Annotated in this window: 20 protein-coding genes; 17 read left to right on the forward strand and 3 right to left on the reverse strand. The window is 51.5% G+C overall.

Annotated elements, in window-relative coordinates; translation table 11 throughout:
* Positions 1 to 19 precede the first annotated feature (19 nt).
* Together CIK74_RS07835 and CIK74_RS07840 are read left to right on the forward strand one after the other, a co-directional pair.
* Complete coding sequence (locus CIK74_RS07835) at positions 20 to 1,057, forward strand: NAD(P)H-dependent glycerol-3-phosphate dehydrogenase (protein ID WP_256382718.1); 1,038 nt, start codon at positions 20 to 22, stop codon at positions 1,055 to 1,057.
* A complete protein-coding gene (locus CIK74_RS07840; RefSeq protein ID WP_096255324.1) occupies positions 1,054 to 2,166 on the forward strand; it encodes a D-alanine--D-alanine ligase family protein in 1,113 nt (370 codons plus the stop codon). The genes CIK74_RS07835 and CIK74_RS07840 overlap by 4 nt, the downstream gene beginning before the upstream one ends.
* 91 nt (positions 2,167 to 2,257) lie before the next feature.
* Here the strand turns inward: CIK74_RS07840 and CIK74_RS07845 are convergent, their stop codons facing one another.
* Positions 2,258 to 2,692 (reverse strand): DUF3515 family protein, encoded by a 435-nt coding sequence (locus CIK74_RS07845; protein WP_240520491.1) that lies wholly within the window; start codon positions 2,690 to 2,692, stop codon positions 2,258 to 2,260.
* Between the two features lie 153 nt (positions 2,693 to 2,845).
* Here CIK74_RS07845 and CIK74_RS07850 point away from each other — a divergent pair, with 153 nt between their 5' ends.
* The 4 genes from CIK74_RS07850 to rsmD are packed head-to-tail and all read left to right on the forward strand — an operon-like array spanning position 2,846 to position 7,678.
* On the forward strand, positions 2,846 to 3,892 hold the full coding sequence (locus tag CIK74_RS07850) for an LCP family protein (RefSeq protein WP_096255328.1): 1,047 nt from the start codon (positions 2,846 to 2,848) through the stop codon (positions 3,890 to 3,892).
* A gap of 21 nt (positions 3,893 to 3,913) precedes the next feature.
* Complete coding sequence (locus CIK74_RS07855; protein ID WP_170947793.1) at positions 3,914 to 4,879, forward strand: DAK2 domain-containing protein; 966 nt, start codon at positions 3,914 to 3,916, stop codon at positions 4,877 to 4,879.
* Complete coding sequence (gene recG, locus CIK74_RS07860) at positions 4,869 to 7,058, forward strand: ATP-dependent DNA helicase RecG (protein ID WP_240520492.1); 2,190 nt, start codon at positions 4,869 to 4,871, stop codon at positions 7,056 to 7,058. Before CIK74_RS07855 ends, recG begins: the two co-directional genes overlap by 11 nt.
* A 29-nt stretch (positions 7,059 to 7,087) precedes the next feature.
* Positions 7,088 to 7,678 (forward strand): 16S rRNA (guanine(966)-N(2))-methyltransferase RsmD, encoded by a 591-nt coding sequence (gene rsmD, locus CIK74_RS07865; RefSeq protein WP_096255330.1) that lies wholly within the window; start codon positions 7,088 to 7,090, stop codon positions 7,676 to 7,678.
* Here the strand turns inward: rsmD and CIK74_RS07870 are convergent.
* Together CIK74_RS07870 and CIK74_RS07875 are read right to left on the reverse strand one after the other, a co-directional pair.
* Positions 7,649 to 8,431: a fused MFS/spermidine synthase gene (locus CIK74_RS07870; protein ID WP_096255332.1), complete on the reverse strand. Its 783-nt coding sequence runs from the start codon at positions 8,429 to 8,431 to the stop codon at positions 7,649 to 7,651. The two genes, rsmD and CIK74_RS07870, sit on opposite strands and share 30 nt — an antisense overlap.
* Complete coding sequence (locus CIK74_RS07875; RefSeq protein ID WP_096255334.1) at positions 8,428 to 9,639, reverse strand: aminotransferase class I/II-fold pyridoxal phosphate-dependent enzyme; 1,212 nt, start codon at positions 9,637 to 9,639, stop codon at positions 8,428 to 8,430. The genes CIK74_RS07870 and CIK74_RS07875 overlap by 4 nt, the downstream gene beginning before the upstream one ends.
* A gap of 113 nt (positions 9,640 to 9,752) precedes the next feature.
* Between CIK74_RS07875 and coaD the strand changes: the two genes are divergently transcribed.
* The 11 genes from coaD (at position 9,753) to CIK74_RS07930 (ending at position 23,074) form a co-directional block, all read left to right on the forward strand.
* The gene (coaD, locus tag CIK74_RS07880) at positions 9,753 to 10,229 is read left to right on the forward strand and encodes a pantetheine-phosphate adenylyltransferase (protein ID WP_096255336.1); all 477 of its coding nucleotides are present in this window, start codon (positions 9,753 to 9,755) and stop codon (positions 10,227 to 10,229) included.
* Between the two features lie 62 nt (positions 10,230 to 10,291).
* Entirely contained in the window at positions 10,292 to 11,191 is a 900-nt protein-coding gene (galU, locus tag CIK74_RS07885) for a UTP--glucose-1-phosphate uridylyltransferase GalU (protein WP_096255337.1), read from the forward strand.
* A gap of 125 nt (positions 11,192 to 11,316) precedes the next feature.
* A complete protein-coding gene (locus CIK74_RS07890) occupies positions 11,317 to 12,378 on the forward strand; it encodes an LCP family protein (RefSeq protein WP_096255339.1) in 1,062 nt (353 codons plus the stop codon).
* Between the two features lie 144 nt (positions 12,379 to 12,522).
* Positions 12,523 to 13,371, forward strand: coding sequence for an ABC transporter permease (locus tag CIK74_RS07895; RefSeq protein WP_096255341.1), 849 nt, complete (start codon positions 12,523 to 12,525; stop codon positions 13,369 to 13,371).
* Positions 13,361 to 14,248 (forward strand): ABC transporter ATP-binding protein, encoded by an 888-nt coding sequence (locus CIK74_RS07900; RefSeq protein ID WP_240520493.1) that lies wholly within the window; start codon positions 13,361 to 13,363, stop codon positions 14,246 to 14,248. Before CIK74_RS07895 ends, CIK74_RS07900 begins: the two co-directional genes overlap by 11 nt.
* 8 nt (positions 14,249 to 14,256) lie before the next feature.
* Positions 14,257 to 15,294, forward strand: coding sequence for a glycosyltransferase family 2 protein (locus tag CIK74_RS07905; RefSeq protein ID WP_096255343.1), 1,038 nt, complete (start codon positions 14,257 to 14,259; stop codon positions 15,292 to 15,294).
* Positions 15,291 to 16,115, forward strand: a complete 825-nt coding sequence (locus tag CIK74_RS07910) for a CDP-alcohol phosphatidyltransferase family protein (RefSeq protein WP_096255345.1) — start codon at positions 15,291 to 15,293, stop codon at positions 16,113 to 16,115. The genes CIK74_RS07905 and CIK74_RS07910 overlap by 4 nt, the downstream gene beginning before the upstream one ends.
* Before the next feature lie 18 nt (positions 16,116 to 16,133).
* Entirely contained in the window at positions 16,134 to 17,024 is an 891-nt protein-coding gene (locus CIK74_RS07915) for a glycosyltransferase (RefSeq protein ID WP_096255347.1), read from the forward strand.
* A gap of 66 nt (positions 17,025 to 17,090) precedes the next feature.
* Positions 17,091 to 17,552 (forward strand): adenylyltransferase/cytidyltransferase family protein, encoded by a 462-nt coding sequence (locus CIK74_RS07920; protein ID WP_096255349.1) that lies wholly within the window; start codon positions 17,091 to 17,093, stop codon positions 17,550 to 17,552.
* A gap of 604 nt (positions 17,553 to 18,156) precedes the next feature.
* Positions 18,157 to 19,512, forward strand: a complete 1,356-nt coding sequence (locus tag CIK74_RS07925) for a stealth conserved region 3 domain-containing protein (protein ID WP_141392905.1) — start codon at positions 18,157 to 18,159, stop codon at positions 19,510 to 19,512.
* Between the two features lie 49 nt (positions 19,513 to 19,561).
* Positions 19,562 to 23,074 carry a CDP-glycerol glycerophosphotransferase family protein gene (locus CIK74_RS07930; RefSeq protein WP_096255353.1) on the forward strand — a complete coding sequence of 1,171 codons (3,513 nt, stop codon included), beginning with the start codon at positions 19,562 to 19,564 and terminating at the stop codon, positions 23,072 to 23,074.
* Positions 23,075 to 23,086: the final 12 nt, after the last annotated feature.

The following is a 23,086-nucleotide window of genomic DNA, read 5'->3' on the forward strand; positions in this document are numbered from 1 at the left end:
ACCTAGCGAAGGAAAAGCCTTGAGTAAGCCGCTACCACGTAAGATCGCCGTCATGGGTGCCGGAAGCTGGGGAACCACCTTTGCGAAGGTTCTGGCGGACGCAGTTTCTGACCAGAATATTCCGGTGCAGATCTGGGCCCGTCGAGAGGAAGCCGCTCGCGAAATCAACGAGCGGCACACAAACTCGCGTTACCTGCGAGACACAAAACTTCCGGCCAATGTTTCAGCTTCAGCAAATGTATCTGAGGTCCTAACGAGCGCAGACCTGGTGGTCTTGGCAATTCCTGCCCAGTCGTTACGTGAAGAACTTGCTAAATTCGTTCAGCACTTTGAACAAGACGTCGTCTTGTTGTCCTTGATGAAGGGCCTTGAACGCGGCACCGACTTGCGTATGAGTGAAGTCATGGCGGAGATCAGCGGTATTTCCGCTGATCGCATTGCAGTGCTGTCCGGTCCGAACTTGGCCATGGAAATTGCCCGTGAACAACCAACCGCTTCCGTTGTTGCATGCACCGACGGGCAGACGGCGCATTGGATAGCTCAATTGTGCTCCGCCCCATACTTCCGTCCATACACCAATGACGACGTACTCGGTGTTGAGCTGGGCGGAATCGTTAAGAATATCATCGCCTTGGCCGTAGGGATGTGTGATGGCATGGGTATGGGAGATAACACCAAATCCACCGTTATCACCCGCGGGCTGGCAGAAACCACCAGACTAGTCCTCGCCTTGGGTGGCCGGCTAGAGACCTTGTCAGGACTGTCGGGACTTGGAGACTTAGTAGCCACCTGCTCATCCTCCCTTTCTCGGAATAACACAGCGGGCCGGCTGCTCGGTCAGGGACTTTTCATTGAAGAAGTTAATGACCGTATGTCCCAAACTGCCGAAGGCATCAAATCAGCTCGTGCAGTCTTTGACCTGTCTCGAAGCCATAAGGTTGATATGCCAATCACCGAAGCGGTAGTCATGGTCTTGGAAGGTAGCTTGAGCGTAGAGAATATGGCCGAGCGTCTTCTGGCCCGAGAACTGAAATCTGAAGGAGAACTCCAAAAATGAGCGAACCAAAACCACGAGTCCTCTTACTCTTCGGCGGCCGTTCCTCTGAGCATTCAGTTTCATGTGTGACCGCAGCCGGAGTGATGCAGGAAATCGATAAAGATCGTTTTGAAGTCATTCCCGTGGGAATCACCCGCGCTGGGGCTTGGACACTAGTGGACCAAGACTCCTCGGACTGGACGCTGAGCTCCGGCTCCCTGCCTGAGATTTCAGTGGCAGACAAGCCCGTGCATCTGTCCAATGATGGTCAGCGTACGTGTCTTTTGCAGTATTCAGGATCCGAGATCACTGATTTAGGGCCTATTGATGTGGTCTTCCCATTGCTTCACGGTCCTTTCGGCGAAGATGGGTCGATCCAAGGGATGCTGGAAATGTCTGGCGTTTCCTATGTCGGTTCGGGCATCGCAGCTAGCGCCATGGGCATGGACAAGCATTTCATGAAGGTCGTCTTCGAGAATGCTGGATTTAACGTTGGCCCGTACCAGGTCATCACTAACAAACAGTGGCTCCGTAACAGCGTGGCCGCACTAGAGCGGTGCGCGGACTTGCAGTACCCGTTGTTCGTCAAGCCGGCTCGTGCAGGGTCTTCAGTTGGTATCACCAAAGTTGATGACCACACGCAGTTACAGGCAGCCATTGAGCTAGCTCGCGCGGAAGATCCTAAGGTCATCGTGGAGCAGGGGATCAGCGGGCGAGAAATCGAATGCGGTGTCCTAGAAGGCCATGGTTCACTGGAATCTCGTGCGTCCATGCCAGGGGAGATAGCGGTAGCTGGGAACGAACATACCTTCTACGATTTTGAGGCAAAATACGTTGATGGTGCAGCTGCGAAGCTCAGCTGCCCGGCTGTCCTCAGCGATGAGGCGACATCAACTATCCGCGAGTTGGCAGTGAAAGCATTTGATGCCATCGATGCTGAAGGATTATCTCGGGTTGATTTCTTCTACACCGCTGATGGTGAATGGATTATCAATGAGATCAATACCATGCCAGGGTTCACCCCCTCGAGTATGTATCCACAAATGTGGGCGAAGACGGGTATCGGCTACCGCGAACTGATCAATGAACTCATAGCGTTAGCCTGCGAACGAAAAATTGGTTTACGCTAAAGCAACTTAACTGATGCGGACCGTCAAAGATCTCAGATCTTTGACGGTCCGCATGTTTGAACTGCTTCGGTGTTTGCCTGGCTATATTGCCTTAGAGGTCTACATTCTTCTCTACGCTGACGCAAGCACCTTCTGCAGGAATGCGCGAGGCTGCCTGAGACAGCGAAGCGAGCACAGTACTAGACGGAATTACCTGCGGGTCTAAAACGACTTCGGTAGCTGGGGTGCGGCCGTAGGTGGTTAAGGTCCACACACCGTCCTCACCTTCGTGGGCAATCCAATCCACTTCGTTCACTGAGACGCAGGGATCAGTCGTTGGGCCGGGGACTTGAACCCCGCAGCGTAGTACGACCTGAGATGGGTCACCCCAGGCGGCAGTAGCCTGAGAGTTAGTACTGCGACGCTCAGCATCACCAATGAACTGCGGGAGAATCACCATCATCTCGGCACAGACTGGATTTCCTGCGTCACTTGCGGGCTCTACAGCTGCTAACGAAGCACACGCTGCAAGTGTGGGTGTGATCACCAAGGCGCCTACGGCTAAAGTAGCCGTACGCCTAATCTTTAGATTAAGTTTTGATGACTCTTGACTCTTATTACTGAAAACGGACACTTTAACAGCGTACCGTTCGTTTCTGAAAGATAAGATGTAAAAAGATGAAACTGTGAAAGGTAGCATATGTCCTTCGAAGAACAGCCCGTGCGTCCACGTGCGAAGAAAAAACGCACTGGGCGTGGAATCCTCATTGGCATTCTGGCGCTAGTAGTGATTGCTGGCCTCGTGGCCGGTGGGTACGTTTGGAATCTTGGTCGAACCTTCGACTCGAAGAGCGACAAGATTGCCGAGGCATTCCCTGCCGAAGAAACCCGCCCAGAGGTTAAAGAAGAATCTAAAGACGCAGTGAACATCCTGCTTCTGGGTAGTGATACCCGTGCCACTCGCGAGACGGACGAATCAAGCGAGGAGTTCGGAACCCTTCCAAACGGTGGCCGTTCGGACACCATGATGCTGGTACATATCCCAGAAGACCGTAAGGGCATGTACGTCACCTCGGTGATGCGTGACACCTGGTTAGATATTCCTGGTGTTGGAACTGCAAAGATCAACCGCGCATTTGCCAGTGGCGGCGTTCCCAAGGCCGTAGAAACCTTGGAAGGGCTCTTCGGCGTCCGTATCAACCACGTAGCCTCCGTAGACTTTGAAGGCTTCAAAGGTTTGACCGATGCTCTCGGAGGAGTGACGGTAAACAACCCGCAAGCCTTCCGCCAGTCGATTACCAACGGCATGTATTTCCCCGCCGGAGTGCAAACCCTAGACGGCGAACAAGCACTAGCCTTTGTGCGTGAGCGTAAGTCTTTCCCAGGTAGTGACTACGGGCGTGTGAAGAACCAGCAGCTCTTCGTCAAGGCGATGCTTGGACAAATTATGTCCAAAGACACCTTGACCAACCCGGGTAAACTTAACAACGTTGTCACTGAGATTGCGCCATTTATTGCCGTGGATGAAACATTGGATGCTTCCAAGGTTGCCAGCTACGCGGCGTCAATGATCAACGTGCGTCCAAGTGACATGACCTTCTTTACGTTGCCAAACAAGGGACCTGGACGTTCCGCAGACGGCCAGTCGATAGTGATACCTGACATGGAAACTATTGATAAGTTTGGTAAGGCGTTGCAGGAAGACAAAATGGAAGAGTTCGTGGCAACCACGGACCTGTCCAAATAACACTGAAAGACCCGATTTCCCATGACTCAAAAACTCGATACCTCCGTGCGCGCCATTCGTGAATGGTTGCAGCGGAGCGTGAAGAGTCTAGGAAATCATTCAGATAGGCTCAACGCCATCAATGTGTTTCCGGTCGCCGACGGGGATACAGGAACTAACCTATATCTCACCGCCCGAGCCGGACATGATGCCGTCAGCAAGCTGGAAAGTGACGACATCGGTGGGTTCTTAGAAGTTGCCGCCCGCGCGTCCATGGAGTCAGCGCGCGGCAACTCAGGAACTCTGCTGGCGGTGTTCCTCAGTGGGCTCTCAGAACCATGGCGGGGTCACGACCGATTGACCGCAAGCCTGCTTTCCAAGGGCCTTGAACGGGCTAAGGTCCGTTCTTGGTCTGCACTGAGTGAACCGGTCGAAGGTACCATGCTCTCGGTGATCAGTGCTGCAGCGTTGGCTGCCGGTTCAACTTTGGCCCATATTAAAACCGATGTGGAGAGCCGCGCAGCTCTGGATACGGTACTGCATCAGGTGGCCCAGGCCTCGCGGATGGCAGTTCGCGGTACCGAAAACGAATTACCTAGTCTTGAAAATGCTGGTGTAGTCGACGCTGGTGCTGTGGGCATGCTGGTGATCTTGGACGAGCTCTGCGCTGCAGTTCGTGGGACGGAAACCGACTTTGAATCTTATGAAGGGTTCAACGGATACCAAGTCCAAGATCCACATGTACATCTGATCCAAAATGATGCCCAGGGTGTTGAGGTCATGTGCACAATTACACTTGATGCGTTGGGAGCAGCCACGCTACGTGGACAACTGGATCGAGTGGGCGATTCGGTGATCATGTCGCCAGTCAATCCCACCGGAGAAGAAGTTTACCGCTGGAGGGTCCATGTGCACGTGGCCGAGGCGGACATGGCGTTAGAGCTTATCCGTCAGCAGGGGGAGCCGGTGAACATCAGCATCACCGATTTGTGTACTCATGATGGATGAGAACAAAGCGGTATCTCTGGAGCAGGCTGAACTGTCGCTAGTGCTCGGGGCCAAGAATGCCGGCGCATTAGAAAAAGCCTTTGGATACACCACCGTTGGTCAATTCCTCTGGCATTTTCCCCGGCGCTATGTCGATGTGGGGGAGCTGACTCCCATTGCAGAATTACCTTTCGACGAGCATGTTACCGTCGTGGCCCAAGTTACTAACGTAAGTCAGCGACAAATGCACTCACGTCGTGGCTTCATTTTTGAAGTAACAGTCAGTGACGAACTTGACCAGAATGGTCAAGAACTCAAGATGACTTTTTTCAACGGCTACCAAGCGCGTCAAGACTTGCAAGTCGGAACCATCGCGATGTTTAGTGGCAAGGTCGGCTGGTATCAGGACCACCTACAGCTGAGCCAACCCGATTACGCCATCTTAGACACGGTAGCCGAGGCTGATCCGCGGCCCATACCGATCTATCCGGCCTCGGCAAAAATGCCAAACAAGAAAATTCGAGACTTACTGTCACTGCTCATTGACGAAATGACAGAGGAACAACTCCCCGAATTTTTGCCAGAACAACTACTGGCAAAGCATCATTATCCACGTAGGGCCAAGGCCTACCTAGATAGGCACCACCCGCGTGAAATCAAGCATGCCTATGTTGCTCGCCAGCGTTTTGCCTTCGAAGAAGCCTTCATGCTGCAACTCTCCCTGGCAGAACGAAACCGTGCGGTAGGAAACCAGCCAGCCATCGCGCGCAAACCGGTCACGGGTGGGTTAGCTGAAAAGTTTGAGTCAAGACTGCCTTTTACACTCACTGAAGACCAGATAGAGGTTGGCAAAGAGATTTCCGCAGATCTGCTCAATGAGCATCCGATGCACCGTCTTCTTCAAGGTGAAGTCGGCTCGGGTAAAACCGTTGTCGCGTTGCGAGCTATTTTGCAGGTCATTGATTCCGGTGGACAAGCCGCCCTACTGGCCCCCACTGAAGTTCTTGCAGCCCAGCACTATTCCTCCATTAAGAAGATGCTGGGAGACTTGGCCGAACCAGGCTTATTTGGCGAAGGCGAAGGTACTGGGGTCGCACTTCTCACCGGGTCCGCTAAGACGGCACAGCGCCGTCAGGCGCTTCTAGGTATTGCTAGCGGGGAAACGGGCCTGATCATTGGAACGCATGCATTGTTAGGGGAGCATGTACGTTTCGCAGAGCTTGGTCTCGTAGTTATCGATGAGCAGCATCGATTCGGTGTGGAACAACGTGACGCACTGCGCGCTAAGGGTGAAGAAAACGTACCGCATACGTTGGTCATGACGGCCACACCCATTCCACGTACCGTAGCAATGACGGTCTTTGGAGACTTAGATACTTCAACGATTAAAAAGCTGCCAGCCGGGCGTGCCCCGATCTCAACGCATATTGTCCCAATGCAGTTGACCGGTTACCGTGACAGACTTTTCTCACGAATCCGTGAAGAAGTGACCAAGAGGCATCAGGTTTATGTGGTGTGCCCTCGAATTTCGGAGACAGCTGCGGAACAAGGAGTTTTGGTGGCAACCGCTGAGGACGGCGCCAACCAAACAATGAGCGTTGAAGCAATGTTCGAGTTGCTTTCCTCGATGCCGTCTTTTGATGGTGTGCGTCTGGAAGCCTTGCATTCACAACTTGATTCGCAAGATAAACAAGAAATCATGGATGAGTTTGCTGATGGGCAGATAGATGTGTTGGTCTCTACCACGGTGATTGAAGTTGGCGTGGATGTTCATAACGCAACGTTGATGGTGATCATGGATGCCGAAAGATTCGGCATCTCGCAGCTTCACCAGCTACGAGGGCGAGTGGGCCGTGGTGGTTTACCCGGTACTTGCTTACTCACCACGTGGTTGGACGCGGATCATCAATCAGTGAATAGGTTACGCACCATCGAATCAACCCTTGATGGTTTTGAATTAGCCGAAGCGGATCTAGCCGAACGCAAGGAAGGAAATATCCTTGGAGTGCAGCAATCTGGTAGCCGCTCAACGTTGCGAGAACTGAGTATTATCAAAGACCGGGGGCTCATTGAATCTGCGAGAGAAGACGTCCTGGCACTCATGGAAGATGGCGCCTGGGCTACAAAGTATCCTGAGCTCTTGGTTGTCGCCGAGTCATGGATAGATCAGTCCACCCGAGAATTTCTGAATAAGAACTAACGTTGACACTTCGAAAGTAGTAGCAAGACATGAGCCGTATTATCTCCGGAATTGCCGGGGGCACTAGCCTGAAATCAGTACCCGGAGACGCAACAAGACCGACTACCGACCGCGTCAAAGAGGCACTGTTTTCGCGTCTGGAAAGCTGGAACGTCATTTCTTCGGCACGCGTGTTGGACCTCTTTGCCGGTTCTGGCTCCCTAGGACTTGAAACCGCAAGCCGTGGAGCACGCCAGGTATTGCTCGTTGAACTAGCTCCTAAAGCGGTGAGCGTCTGTCAGCACAACGCCACCAAAATCAATGAGGCGCTGAAGAATGACGTCGTCTCGGTCCAACGGGGCAAAGTTGATACTGTTCTATCCAGCTTTTTCGACGAGGAGACTAATGCTCCAAAAAGGACCTTTGACCTAATTTTCATGGATCCTCCATATCCTCTGACTGATCAGGAACTCGCTGTCACCCTTGACAAAGTTTCTAGGATCTTGGCAGAGGATGCGACGGTGATTGTCGAGCGTTCAAGCCGTTCGCCTGAACCGATATGGCCCGCAAACATGGAAAAGATTGCCGAAAAAAAATACGGTGAAACACGGTTATGGTTTGCCGAACCGGTCCAGGGCTAAGGAGTGTTTGACCTCTGATGGGTAAGGACCGGCCGCTTCGCAAGCTGCAATAGTAGTCTGGTCGATTTGCATCTTTGACGCGGTAAGTATCAGGTTGCCAGGGAATTTGCGCGTAAACATTTCCGGGGTTGAACTTAGCAGGACGAACTCGAAGGCAGATTGTGCGGCTTGAACCTGGCGATCCGTAAACGCCAGTGGTGGGTCGTCACCAATATTTACGAAGAGCAAACCCGCAGGCGCGAGCGCCAGAGCCAGTTCTTCATAATATTCCGGTCTAGTCAGATGCTCTGGTGCTTCCGGGCCGCTGAAAATATCTAAGACGATTACGTCAAATTCTTTATCGAGCAGTTTTTCTTTCAAGACTGCTCGGGCATCAGCCACCAGCGTTTGCAAATCGCAATGTTCTGGCAAAGGCAAGTGCGTCAACACAAAATCAAGCAACTCACGTTCGATATCGACAGCCACATGTTTGCTCTCGGGATACCGTAGTGAGGCCCACCGCGCTAAGGTCAGTGCGCCTGCACCCAAATGCAAGAACTTAAGCGGCTCACGCTGCGGGCGCAACACGTCAAGGTGATTTGCAATTCTCGCGAGGTATTCGTAGAAGATCTTTTCTGGCTGGTCCAGATTAACGTGAGACTGTTCGGCGCCACCAATGGCCAAGATCATCGCTCCTGGAACTAGATCATCAGGATAGATGCTTGCGTGTTCTTGGATCCCACCAAGCCAGCGTTTCAGCGGTTTCACACTCATTTTGCCAATACCTTAGGAAGTAGTTGGAGTCTTTCTACCGCTTCACTGATGACCTCAGGTCGTTTGCAGAAAGCAAACCGCAGCAAGGACGAGTAGTCTTTCTGGTTTTCTTGGAGCGCGAACACGGACATGGGGATCGCGGCAACACCGATTCGCTCTGGCATCAATTTCGCCACGTCCACCGCATTTTCATTGCCCAGCCCCTGCAAATCTGCAACCAGAAAATACGTACCCTTGGGTCGAATCACTTGAATGCCAACGTCTTCAAGTCCTTGGGCAAGTTGATCACCCCGAGCGCCAAGGTCTGCGGCAAAACGTTCAAAGAATGTATCGGGTAGTTCCAAAGCCTGCGCTACGGCTGGCTGGAAGGCAGGACCAGAAGAGTATGAAAGGAACTGTTTGACTGTGCGCAGAGCCGTTATCAGCTCACGTGGCCCTGTTGCCCAACCAACTTTCCAACCAGTAAAGGAAAAGGACTTGCCTGCGGATGAAAGAGTAATGGTTCGCGCGAAGCCGCCGGGGCGGGTAGCGATGGGAATATGAGCAGAAGCGAAGGTGAGATGCTCGTAAACTTCGTCCGAAAGGATAATGCAATCGTGCTGGTGTGCAAGAGCAACGATTTCGTCTAAGACCTCAGTGTCAAAGATGGTCCCGGTAGGGTTATGCGGATTATTGACAATAATCATCCGAGTTTTACTCGTGACGGCTTGGCGAAGCTCATCAAGATCAGGTGCGAAGGTGGGAGCTCGCAATTTCACTACCTTGTGAGTTGCGTTAGCCAGTCCAATCATGGCGGCGTAGGAGTCGTAAAAGGGTTCAAAGGTGACTACCTCGTCGCCGGCCTCGACGAAGGCCAAAACTGCGGCAGCTATTGCTTCTGTTGCCCCTGTGGAGACAACCACCTGAGTGTCAGGGGCGATGTTCAATCCGTAAAATCGGTGTTGATGCTTTGCAATTGCATTCCGTAGCGCCGGAATTCCGCTGCCAGGAGCATATTGGTTGGCTCCGTCTTGGATAGCTTTGACCGCAAGCTCACGAATTTCTTGTGGACCTTCTGCATCTGGGAATCCCTGACCTAGGTTAATTGCCTGATGTTCGTTGGCTAGGCCGGTAATTTCTTCAAAGATAGTGACACCGGGTTCACCATTTGCTCCCAAGAGATTTGCGCTCTGAGCCGTTCGTCGCCAAGGGGTAGATTCAAAGGTCATAGCTCAATTATGCTTCGTGGCCTCTGGATGGTCTAAGCAAACACGCATGAATCGTTACATGACAGTTGTATCAAAATCACGTGTTATCAAAGGTTTGTTGATAGATTCTAGATATGCGCAGAGCTGTATGCCCAGGATCCTTTGATCCCCTTCACAATGGCCATGTTGAGATCATTGCCCGAGCGGCAAGTCTTTTTGATGAGGTCATTGTTGCTGTATCAACTAACTACTCAAAGAATTACCGGTTTTCCGAAGAGGAACGGGTTGCCATCGTCGAAGAAACCGTTGGAGGTCTTCGAGGGGTCTCAGCCATACCCATGGGGCAGGGTCTGCTTGCAGACTTCTGTAAGGAACAAGGTGCAGAGGCAATAGTCAAGGGACTGCGAAGCACAGTGGACTACGCCTATGAAATTCCTATGGCTACGATGAACCGTCATCTGACCGGGGTGGAGACAGTCTTTCTGCAGGCTGATACGAGATTTACTCATCTATCTTCGTCGCTGCTCAAAGAAGTGCAGTCATTAGGTGGGGATGTTAACGAGTACTTCCCACGCGCGGTCATTAAGAGACTGTCGAAAAAGTCTAGCTAGGTGTGATCTCGGCAGCTAATGCAAATATCATAATTATGTCATTTTAACGATTGGAACAAACTATGGCTCTCGGGTCGTCAATAACAAAGGCTGTTATTCCAGCAGCAGGGTTGGGAACTCGCTTTTTGCCTGCTACCAAAGCGATGCCGAAAGAGATGCTACCGGTTGTTGATAAGCCGGCCATCCAGTATGTCGTTGCGGAAGCAGTAGGGGCTGGGCTCGATGACGTTCTCATGATTACTGGACGTAGTAAGCGAGCACTCGAGGATCACTTTGATCGAGTTCCAGCGCTGGAAGCGACTTTGGAAGCCAAAGGCGATGACAAAAAGCTTCGTTCGGTTCAGGAAGCAACTGAACTGGGAAATATACACTATGTTCGTCAGAGTGACCCTCGTGGGCTAGGGCATGCGGTTCTTTGTGCTAAGCAACACGTCGGATATGAGCCATTTGCGGTTCTATTGGGCGATGACCTTATAGATTCACGCGACGAACTACTTTCAGTCATGATCTCCACGCAGCAGAAAACCGGCGGGTCTGTGATTGCGCTCATGGAAGTTGCGCCTGAACAGATTAGTGCGTACGGCTGTGCGGACGTTTCCGCGGTCGACGGTGAAGACTACGTCAAGGTTAACGCGCTCGTCGAGAAGCCAAGCGTTGAAGAAGCACCAAGTAATCTAGCGATTATCGGTCGATATTTGTTACATCCACAAGTCTTCGAGGTGTTGGAGCACACTGCCCCGGGTCGGGGCGGAGAAATTCAGCTAACTGACGCGCTTCAGGAACTGGCTACTGATATCGATAGCGAAGGCGGCGGAGTTCACGCGGTCATTTTCCGAGGGCGACGCTATGACACTGGCGACAAACTGAGCTACCTGCAGGCAAACGTGACGCTAGCTGTCGAGAACGAAGAGCTGGGCGAGGGTATGAAGAGCTGGCTCAAGACTTTCGTGGCAACTCTCTAAACCGAACAGTAAGGGGCTACTCAGGATAATCACATTTATCTTGAGTAGTCTTTTTCATTGCCACTGTAGCGAGCAAATACTTGCCACATGGGAAGACCATAGATTTTCTTTGAGAAGCTGCAGGAATGAATATCCCAAACCAGAGCGAAAGCTTCACCTCTCGTAGCGCCCGCTATGGGGTGGAGCGCAAGCGGAAACGACGCATGCGCGGTGTTTTGCTGTCTGTTGTTTCTCTCGTCGTTGTTGCTGCTTTGGGTGCTGGATTCTATGTCTTTAACCTTCAGCATAATTTCAATTCTAAATCCAACACCTTAGCCATCAACTACACCGAAGAGCAGCAGAGCCTGCGTCCGGTTAAAAACCCGGATGATGGATCGATGAACATTTTGATGCTGGGTGTTGATCATGCAGATGAGAATGAGGCAGAATCAGCGGCGCTAGATGGTGCTGTAAGTCAACGAAGTGACTCGATGATGCTGGTTCATATTCCAGAGGACCGAAAACAAATCTATGTCATGTCATTAGTGCGAGACATGTGGGTAGATGTTCCGGGCTATGGACAGCACAAGCTAAACGCCGCCGTAGAGCTTGGGGGAGTCCCATTACTGATGCAAACGGTAGAGGGCTTATTTGATACGAAAGTTGATCACGTGGCTATGATCGACTTCGCAGGATTCCGTGAACTTTCCACTGCCCTCGGCGGTGTGAAGGTGACTAATGAAATCCCCTTCACTGCAAACGACACCGACTACTTCTATCCTGAAGGCGAGATCACCCTCGAAGGCGACCGCGCCCTGCGCTTCGTGCGCGAACGTAAATCGTTCAGCGATGGCGACTACCAGCGAGTGAAAAACCAACGCACCTTCTTGATGGCCGCGGTTAACCAAATGTTGTCAAACGATACGCTCACTAATCCAACCAAGCTGTACAACATCGTTGACAAGGTCTCGCCGTATCTCACCTTTGACTCAGAATTTGATGCGGCAACGATGGTTGGGTTAGGCATGCAGCTGAAAAATGTTGACACTAAAAATTTAGAAATGTTCACTATGCCTACCGCGGGAAGTTCCACTAGCCCGGACGGGCAATCCATCGAACTAGCCAGCGAGTTGGCGATCTCGCAAATTTCCGAAGCTTTGCAAACGGATTCCATGGTCAAATACCTGGCGGAGAATCCACCGGAATAGACGCATGCAGGTGTGAGTGGGATTAATTGCACGTGAGCTCGGAGTCCGAAATCACGTGTAACCACCGCCCATAAACTAGACTTTGATCATCTGTGCTTACGAATTCAAGTAGTAGTTAGCATTCGACAAGAGGACATTTTCCACATGACAGTTGCGGAGGAGGCCGAAAAGTACGGCTTGCACCGAGTAGGGGCAAGACCGTCACTGGTCGATTACCTGAAGCAGACTTGGAACCGGCGCCAGTTTATCTATGAGTTAGCTAAGGCACGCGTTCAATCTGCGAATGAGCGAAACCGTCTCGGCATGGTTTGGGAGGTACTTAAACCAACCTTTCTGGCTTTGATGTATGGGTTCATCTTCGGTGTGTTGCAAGGTGGTCGCAGGCCTGAGGACTTTCCGGTATTTGTAGTCATCGGTGTATTCCTCCTACAATTTTTCACATCATCCATGTCAGGCGGGGCAAAATCGATCACGGGAAATAGCGCGTTAGTTCAGTCGCTGTCCTTCCCGCGCTTGGCGCTTCCCGTTGCTCAAGTAACTCAGAATTTCCTAACTCTCGTTCCCATGCTGGGTGTAATGTTCATTTACGCACTCATTTTGGGTACAAGCCCTAAATGGACTTGGTTTGTAATTATTCCCTTGGTGCTTCTGTTCAGCGTATTTAATATGGGTGTTGCACTGATATGCGCTCGTATTACTGTTCATGTTCGAGATTTCACTAATATTCTGCCTCTAATCGGTCGTGTCTTGTTCTATACCTCAGGCGTCTTGTTCAGTGTGGATAGAATTCTGAACAAGTGGCCATGGATGATTACTGTCTTTGATTATCACCCGCTGTACCAGACTTTAACCATCGCGCGAGCGATGATTATGGACAATAGTCCATACGAGCCACGTGCTTGGTTCGTCGTTGGAATATGGGCAATTGGCACCCTAGTATTTGGTCTCATCTATTTCTGGCAAGCTGAGGAGCGTTACGGCCGTGCGGATTAATTTCGATGACCTCATTAACCCGGAACTTCATCCCGAATATGAGCCTGAGCGTATTTTCTCTGACGATACATCGTTTATTGATGTCGTCCCCTCAGAGGAAATCAAGAATACAAGTCTTCATGTTGACGACACACGTCAGCCGGTGGTCATGGTCGATAACCTCCACGTGAAGTACCAAGTCTTTTCCAGCGGTAAAGCAGTCGGTGCCGCTGGAGCGCGTCGCTTGTTTCAAACCAATATGCGTGGTGCGCGGACTGTCCACGCGCTGAAGGGCATTTCGTTCGTAGCGTATGAGAATGAATCAATTGGTGTCATTGGCTCAAATGGCTCGGGTAAATCTACTTTATTGCGTGCAATTACTGGCTTGACCCCACCCACTTCCGGAAGTATCTTTGCGCGTTCTCGCCCAAGTTTGCTTGGTGTAGGAGCTGCATTGCTCCCTGCGTTGTCTGGAGACAAAAACATCACTCTTGGTGGACTTGCTCTCGGCTATAGCCGACAGGAGGTGGAGAAAATGCGTGAGGAAATTATTAAGTTTGCTGAGCTCGAAGAGTTCATAGACCTACCGATGCGTACTTACTCCTCAGGTATGAGCGCTCGCCTAAAATTTGCTATTGCGGCATCGAAGCAACACGACATTCTAATCGTCGATGAGGCACTGGCTGTTGGCGACGCGAAGTTCAAGAAGCGAAGTGAAGCCAAGATCCGGGAAATCCGCGAGAACGCGGGAACGATCTTTAACGTTTCGCACTCTATGAATTCAATCAAGGAGACCTGTAACCGCTGCATCTGGATCGAAAAAGGCGTGCAGAAAATGGACGGCGACCCGGATACCGTAATCAAGGCCTATCAAGCACATCTGAAGAAAAAGAAGTAAAGGGACGGATGACTGAATATCCAGGCGTCGCTTACGTAATGCCTGTGCTGAACGAAGCGGATTACCTCGAAGAGGCAGTCGCATCGATTCTCGCGCAGGATTATGAGGGCGACAAGGAACTGGTGCTTGCATTGGGTCCGAGCACGGATGAAACGACTCTTGTTGCCCAGCGTTTAGCAGCTCGTGATTCCCGTATTACCTTGGTGGACAATCCGCTGGGGCGAACCCCAATAGCATTGAATCTTGCCATCCGTAATTCAACTCATCCCATTGTGATCCGCGTCGACGCGCATAGTGAGCTTCCTACTTATTACACAAAACGCGGCATAGAGACGCTCAAACGCGTTGGTGCACATGATGTTGGCGGTCTGATGGATGCTCGTGGCCGCACGCCACTGCAACGAGCCATTGCCGCTGCATACCACTCGAAATTTGGTTTCGGTGGACCCGCCTATCATTCAGGTGCTCCCGAAGGTGAAGCCGAGTCGGCGTATTTAGGAATCTTCCGCCGTGAAGTCTTTGACGAAGTCGGATACTTTGACGAGAACATGTGGCGAGCACAAGACTGGGAGCTTTGCCTGAGGATACGACAGGCCGGCCACAAAGTTTGGTTTGATCCAGAGCTGAAGGTTGGCTATTACCCGCGTGACAACTTTCCTTCTCTGATGAAGCAGTCGTTCGCCTCTGGGACATGGCGTGGTGAAATCGCCCGGCGATTCCCCGAAGGGAAATCCCTGCGACATGACCTTCCACCGTTGCTTCTCGTGGGAGTTGGCACAGGACTTCTCTCAGCTGTTATTCAAGCCGTTGCCGCCAACGCACTTCCGAAACAAGTCAATATCCTGATGAAACTTAGTCAAGTAGTGCCGGTTCTTTACGCAGCTTGCTGCGTGTTTGCAGGGATAAGAGCCAAGGGAAAAGGTTTGAAAGAAAAGCTGCTTACGGCTGCAACGTTCCCCATGATTCACCTTCCGTGGGCTGCGGGTTACATAAAGGGTCGTGCAGTTGGAGCTGGCAGCACCTTGGACAAGGGACGAGTTAAATGAGCCACGAACGCCCATTGCGTCCCACATTGGAAGAACTTCGCGCGGTCTGCCAACCGCCTGAAGTTCGTGCTCGGAAAAATGCCGAGCATTGGACCGCGGAACTGTACCTTCGGCATATTTCGATCTACCTGACGGCAGTACTTGTACGAACTCGTATTTCGGCCAACGGCGTCACCGGGTTAATGATCCTTGCTGGTTGGTGCATGTCATTGGCACTACTGATCCCTGGAATATGGGGACCGATTCTCGCCGTGGTGCTTTCGCAGGTACAGCTCTACTTTGACTGTTCGGATGGTGAAGTAGCGCGGTGGAGAGGAACTCAGTCACCGCGCGGAATCTTCATCGACATGGTGGGTCACCATACGACTGAAGCATTGATTCCCATCGCCCTGGGATATCGCGTGTTCGTAGAGCTCTCTGCCAGTAACGCCAATGCATCTCAAGCCTGGCCAACCCTGTTTATGGGTGGATGCCTTGCGGTCCTCCTAGTACTAAACAGGTCTCAGTCCCTGATGGTGCATGCAGCCCGTGGGATGGCTGGGCTTGGAAAACTGCCGGATACCGCAGAAGCACGCTCCATCCCGGTTACATCGCTCGTCGGACGTTTACGTTCGCTGGCGCGATTTGCGCCGTTTCACCGGATGCTGCACGCGGTGGAACTCAGCCTCGTGATCCTGGCTTGCGCTGTCGTCTCGGCTCTCGTTGGAGAACCGGGAATTGCCGAAAAATGGATGATCTGGATTTTGCTTCCAGCTACGGTGCTAGTCAACGTAGGACATTTCATTGCAAACATGGCTTCTACTAGGCTCAAAGCTAATTAGTTTGAAGGGAGGAAGAAAATGACGACAGGTACTTTGCCGCGCATTGGCGTTGTTGTCCTGACGATGGGAAATCGCCCCATCGAATTGAAACGCGCATTAGAGTCTCTGCTGGCACAGAAGTGCGTTCAAATTGATGCCGTAGTTGTGGGCAACGGTTGGGACCCTGTGGACATTCCGGCGCCCATCAAGACACACTTCCTTCCTGAGAATATTGGTATTCCTGCAGGACGCAATGCAGGCGTGAGCCATGTGCAAGGCGAATTTCTTTGCTTCCTGGATGATGATTCTTGGTTCCTCGACGAAGATTTTTTGATGACCTCCGTTGAACGTTTCAAGCGGTACCCGAAAATGGGACTCTTACAGCCCCGAATTACGGATCCGAAATCCTTAGAAAATGATCCAACGCGGTGGATTCCACGTCTTAATAAACGTACTGCTGAAGAACCGAGCAAGGTCTTCCACGTGGGGGAGACATGTTTAGTCAGTCCCAGGGCACTTTTTGATGCGACTGGCGGGTGGGCCGCGGGATTCTGGTATGCCCATGAAGGAATCGAACTCGCTTGGCGCATTTGGGATACCGGGCATTATGTTTGGTACGCAGGGGACATGCGCATTGGTCATCCGGTCGTGGACCCCCGTCGTCACGATGAGTTTTACCGCCTGAACGCTCGCAACAGAGTTTGGCTTGCCCGAAGAAACCTACCAGCACCATTGTGCTGGATATATCCGACATCTTGGTTACTGGTGGAGTGCCTCAGAATGCGAAAAAATCGCTCTGCGGTTCGTCAGTATTTGGCTGGTTGGCGCGCTGGTTGGCGTGGTAGCCCATGGCATCGTGAGGCTCGGCCTAAACTGAAGTGGTCTACCGTGCTTAGAATGACTATGGCAGGACGACCACCAGTTCTTTAACCTGGGCGGCGGGCCACAGAGCCCACCACAATAACTATGCATCAGTAACATGACGTGGAGGTAAACATGGCTAAAACAGTTCTTACTTACGGTACGTTCGATTTGTTCCACATTGGACACCTGAACATTCTCAAGCGACTCAAGGAAAAAGGTGACCGCCTCGTAGTCGGCGTCTCTACCGATGAATTCAATGCGATCAAAGGCAAAAAGCCTATCGTGCCCTTCGCCCAACGACTAGAGATCGTTCAAGCCATCAAATACGTAGATCTGGCTATTCCGGAGGACAACTGGGAACAGAAGCGCCTTGATATCAAAAAATATGATGCAACGGTGTTCGGCATTGGCGAAGACTGGCAGGGTAAATTCGATGATCTGGGCGACGAAGTCGAAGTAGTGTACCTGCCCCGTACTGCAGGAGTTTCGACTACCGAGATGAAGCGCGTGCTGAGCGAATTTGATGAACGCCATGTCGAATCATTGAAAAACACCCTCGACGCGCTGAGCCAGATTGTCAAAGAACTCAGCTAGTTCCCATGCGTCAGTCTAGGCGCAGAGTAGATTAATTCCGCCCATCCGCGTCCTTCGAGCTTGTTCACCAAAGTGCTCTCATACTCGATGAAGCCTGCGACTTATATCGTCTTTAGGTATGAGATGTATGTACCTTGCTACTGCGTTGCAATTGACTGAAGACGACAGCCGAACCAATCACCGAAATTACAATGAGTTTCGCAGACGAACATTGGCAAAACCATAGAGTGCCAATGAGCATGATGCTGTGTCGACTTTCGAAAGCAGACTACCAGGCCATGTCGAGAGTAATTCGGATCCGTGACTCAGGGTGACGGCTTTGAGGTAACTTACTGCTGGATGGGAGGACCATATCAGTCCCCGGCCGCCAGCGAGTGCGCTCAAATTCCGTCGATGTTTCCGCAAATCTGGAGTTTTAACTCAGCTCCACGGTAGTACTAATATTCGGACCCCAGTTCTAAGGATCCAACGTGGGTCATCAAGTACTTGCGCAGAATATTCACGGTGAAGTCTCGGACTGATCTCTGGTCTTGCGGACGAATTATGTTGTACGGCTACGTAGAATATTGGCGTACGTCAAAGAATATCGAGGATAGGTTCGCAAGTGGATTTCGCAGGATGGAGAGGAAAAATAGGGCAGTTGCTGCCCCAACAACTTTTCCAGCAACTACTTAAATCCCGTGTCCATCTCGCACCCACGTCTGTTAGTAGCATCTTAAAATTACGCGAAGAGAATGAAAACGCTGTTCGTGCGATCGCAGACAGCACGGGCATTGAATATATGTGGGATGAAAATTCGTGCAGGTTTGTTATTGGACGCGAAGCTTGGAACCTACTGCAATCCGAACTTCGAGACAATGGTTTATTCTCGGCGCAATTGGCAGAGGCTGGCTCTTACTCGGCCACTGCATCTTGGTCTGTGAGCGCAACACCCTTGGAATCTGGTGTTCTTGGCGCCGGTGCGATTTGGAATGTATTTCCGAATGCCACTGACCCCATCCACGACGTGATGGATCACGTAGGTCCGGTAGACGCAGTCTATACGTGGGTTAATTCCGCGGATCCTTCGTGGCGTACAGACTACGAGCACGCGAAAGCAGAAGCAGATAGCAACTTGAACAGCAGTTCCACTGATCCCGGACGTTTTGTATCTCATGATGAACTGAAGTTCTCCCTTCGCTCCCTGGAACTCAATCTGCCATGGATCAACCACATTTATTTGGTCACTGCTGGGCAAGCCCCGTCATGGCTCGTAGAAGAACACCCGAAAATAACTATCGTTGATCATTCGGAAATTTTGGATGCAGCGTGCCTGCCAACCTTCAACTCGCACGCAATCGAAGCTCGGCTATCTTTCATTCCGGGGTTGTCAGAACGGTTCCTCTACATCAACGATGATGTGTTTTTTGGCCGGCCAGTCTCACCAAATGTATTTTATGGTCCTGCTGGGCAGGCGAAATTCTCGCTGTCGCGAGGACATTTTATGGATGCGGACGAGGTCGATCTGCCCGTCAACTCGGCCGCCAAAAACAACCAATCGTTGATGAGCTCCACGTATCACCGGACGACATCACGAAAGTTTAAGCATGTTGCGCATCCCCAATTGAGAAGCATCCACGAGCTGGCTTACAAGCAGTATCCGGAGGAACTTGCCCGGACCGTCGAACATCAATTTCGTCATCCAACGGATATCTCTTTACCGTCGTCGCTCGCGCATCAACTCGCAGCCCGCAGTGCTAAGGGCTACCCGACGGAGATAGACTACGCGTACCTCGATATAGGCGACAGCGACTTTGCTCTACAAGCACTCAGGCTAACCCGCGGCGTGCTTCCACAAATGTTTTGCCTGAACGAAATTCGTCAGGCCTCAGAGGTACAACAGCAGGAACGGGTAATCAAAAACTTGTTCCAGAGTATGTACCCATATAGATCTTCATTTGAAAAGTTGAATCTGGTTTAGAACCGAGTTCTCAAAGTTAGTGACGCACAAATTAAAGGAACACATCTCAGTGGCATTCAAGAAGCATTCCGCGCAGGCACTAGTACAGTCGCTAGTCAGTGATTTGCGAGATCAACGGCTAAAGCGGAAAACCTACCGCTACTACTCGGGCCACCACTCGTTAGCCGTGAAATCTCACGACGGTCGGCTAAACGTGGAAGCTGAACTGAACTATGTACCGAGCGCTGTCGCCGTACTTCATGGACGTCAAATCGTGTTTTCCGAACCTGTCATCTCGAAATCTCACGAGTCCGCAGACCGTTATCATGCCACGGCCAACATAGGGCTCGACCAGGTTTTAGACGCTTGGGAAGAGTATCGCGAACTTGCGACCTTGAACTCTGAGGATTTGGATGCAGAGGAAGACGGCGAAACCAAGTCCGAGATCGAAGAGGTCGAGGAGGAAGACGGGCTTCCTGCTGGAACCGTGAGGCTAGCATTTACTTTTGAATGCGAATTCACAGAGCTCCCAAGCGCTATCGCTTGGATCCAAGTTGAACCACATGGTGAACTACTGCGTCGAAAAGAAGTCAAAGCTCTAGTAGAAGAGGGCGAGCTCTCGCTAGAAGGTCCGGTGATTGCTCACCGGATTATGGGGCGCTTTGAAAAGACTGAACTTCTCGGCGCTGGCAGCTATCAAGCGGGCGAACGTAGCACCGGAGTGTATGTCAACAAGCGAGCCGAAATTTCGATTGGTATCAACCGTGAAGTTTCGCACTCATATCGTATTCGAACGGATAAGACCCAGGTTCACGCGGGTATCCTTTCTCTCGCCGGAGTCCTAGACACCCAAACCGACCGTCTGACCGGTGCACGATTGAGTGTTATTGGGCGCCGCACTAAGGTTGAGTTCGAAGCACCAGTTCAGCTGAAGCTTGACTCGGACCTCGCCGACCGCCGCTTCGGTAAGGCGACATACAAGTGGCAAGCCGATTTGGATTTCGCTGCGCAGGATTGGGAGGTATTTGACCGTGGCGACAATTACGACATCTACCTGATGCTCAGCCATGCGGGTAGCGACGAAGAACGGCGGATGCGTGTCACCAGGACACCATATATTGTCCGCTCCACTACGCAGGCCGGCGCCGTACACAAGGGAAGCCAAACACTTGCGATTTCCCCGTACTTCACTTTCAAAGCAAAATCGACGTCGCTGATTCTTGAGGTCTACGAGAAGGAAGCCTTCGCAGTGTTGGAAGATTCTCGTGCCAAGAGCTTCCCCATACTTGAGAGTGGAAGCCACCCAATCTGGATTGTTGGCGAGCTTTCCTATAAAGCGCAAGACAATGCGCTCCACCTATTCCGCTACCTTCGTGCCCAACGCCAAGATATCGATGCCTATTACGTCATCGATGAAAATTCCCCAGACTTGCGTAACTTTGATTCCATGGATCACGTTGTTTTCCACGGAAGTAAGGAACATTTCGAACTCGCAATACGTGCTTCGCGTTTTATTGGTACGCATCATGCCGACTACCTGTATCCAACACGGCATCAGAGTTTCTCTGCAAGGACTCGTGCAACTCGCGTATTCCTGCAGCACGGAGTTATGGGAACCAAGTGGATGGTGCCGAACTACGGCAAGAATTCGCCGGGCTTCACCACCGACTTATTCATGGTGTCTTCGGATCGAGAGAAACAATATATCGTTTCCGATTTCTTGTATTCACCGGAAGACGTCAAGGTCACCGGACTCTCGCGTTTTGACTCCCTGCTTGCAAACGACGTTCCAACGAACAAGAATATGCTGCTGATCATCCCTACCTGGAGGGATTGGCTGCAAAACGAGGAAGCTTTCCTCGAATCGGCGTACCTTCAGGAATGGAAGGGCCTGCTGTCTTCCCCAGAACTAGCGCAGATGGCAGCCAAGCATTCTTTGGAAGTAGTTTTCAGTCTGCACCCAAACATGCAGCACTTCCGTGAGCATTTCCAAGACACCCCCGCGCGATTAATCGTCCAGGGCGAAGTAGATGTCCAGGAACTCATCAAAACCGCTGCAGTCATGGTCACCGACTACTCATCCGTTGCGTTTGACTTCAGCTTCCTACACAAACCCGTGCATTACTTCCAATTTGACCGTGCAAGGTTCCTAGGGAAAAAGGGTTCTCACCTTGACCTAGATGCTGAACTTCCAGGTCGCATCGCATTCGACAGTGCCAGCCTGCTTACGGATCTTGCTGAGTCCATGGACCGTGGAAAGATCATGGAGCCGCGGTATGTTCAGCGCGCAGATGTTTTCATGTCGCACCGCGACCAGAACAACAGCCAGCGGGTGACCGAGGAAATTGAGAAAGCATCACTTCGTAAGCGTTCCCAGGACGGCTGGAAAGCAGAACTTCCCGAAAAACTGAAAAGTCGCTTCCGCAAGAACAAGCGGTACTACTCGGTGATGCGGGCCATGTTCAAGACCGTCTCGCGGACCCCGATGGATGAGAATCTCGTAGTCTTTGAATCGGGTTTGGGTAAGCAATATGGTGACTCACCGCGATACATTTACGAGGAGCTCGTACGCAGTGGTGATACTCGGAAGAAAGTTTGGATCTATTCAGGCGCGCACCGCTTCACCGACCCAAATACCATCACTATTCAGCGCCTGTCTCCGGAGTACTTCTGGTATTTGGCCAGGGCTAAGTTCTGGGTAACCAATCAGAGCTTCCCGCACTATTTGCGCCGGCGCAAGAACGGCATTTACCTGCAGACGTGGCACGGTACGCCGCTGAAGCATATGGCATTGGATATCGAAGAAATCCATGGTCGCGATGAAGGTTATGTGCAGCGGGTAGTCAATGCGACCAAACAATGGTCTCACCTGATTTCACCATCAAAGTACACCACCGACATCATGAAGTCGGCATACTCGTTCTCCGGAACTGCCACCGAGCTGGGTTATCCGCGCAATGATATCCTCATGGCTCCGGACGCCGAGGCGCGTGAAGTCTCTATACGTGAAGGATTGGGACTAGCGCCGGACGTTCGTACGGTGCTTTATGCTCCGACTTTCCGTGACGACGCTGGAAATGGGCGTGGACGCTTTAAGTTTGAGCTACCGATGGACCTTGAAGAGTTTGATCGCCGGTTTGGCGAGGACACCGTCTTGTTGCTGCGCATGCATGTACTGGTGTCTAACGCGATTAGCATTCCGGAGGAACTTAACGCACGGATATTGGACGTTTCTGGATACCCAGATATCCAGGAACTGTACCTCGCTACAGACGTGTTGATCACAGATTACTCGTCGGTGTTCTTTGACTATTCGTTGCTTCGTCGGCCTATCGTCTTCTACGCGTATGATCTGGAAAATTATCGCGACAACTTGCGTGGATTCTATCTTGATTACCAGAGCGAAATGCCTGGCCCGATTGTAGAAACCGAAGCGGAACTTTGGGATACCGTCGCCGATGCCCTTGAAGGTAAAAACATCGGGGGAGTGGAAAGAGAAGCATTCGTTAAACGGTTCGCACCACAAGATGATGGCTTTGCCTCGCGTCGGGTTGTGCAGAAGTTTTTCCCACAGAACAAGTAGCGTCAATGCTTA

This window comes from Glutamicibacter sp. BW77 (genome assembly GCF_002332285.1).
Lineage (GTDB): Bacteria > Actinomycetota > Actinomycetes > Actinomycetales > Micrococcaceae > Glutamicibacter > Glutamicibacter bergerei.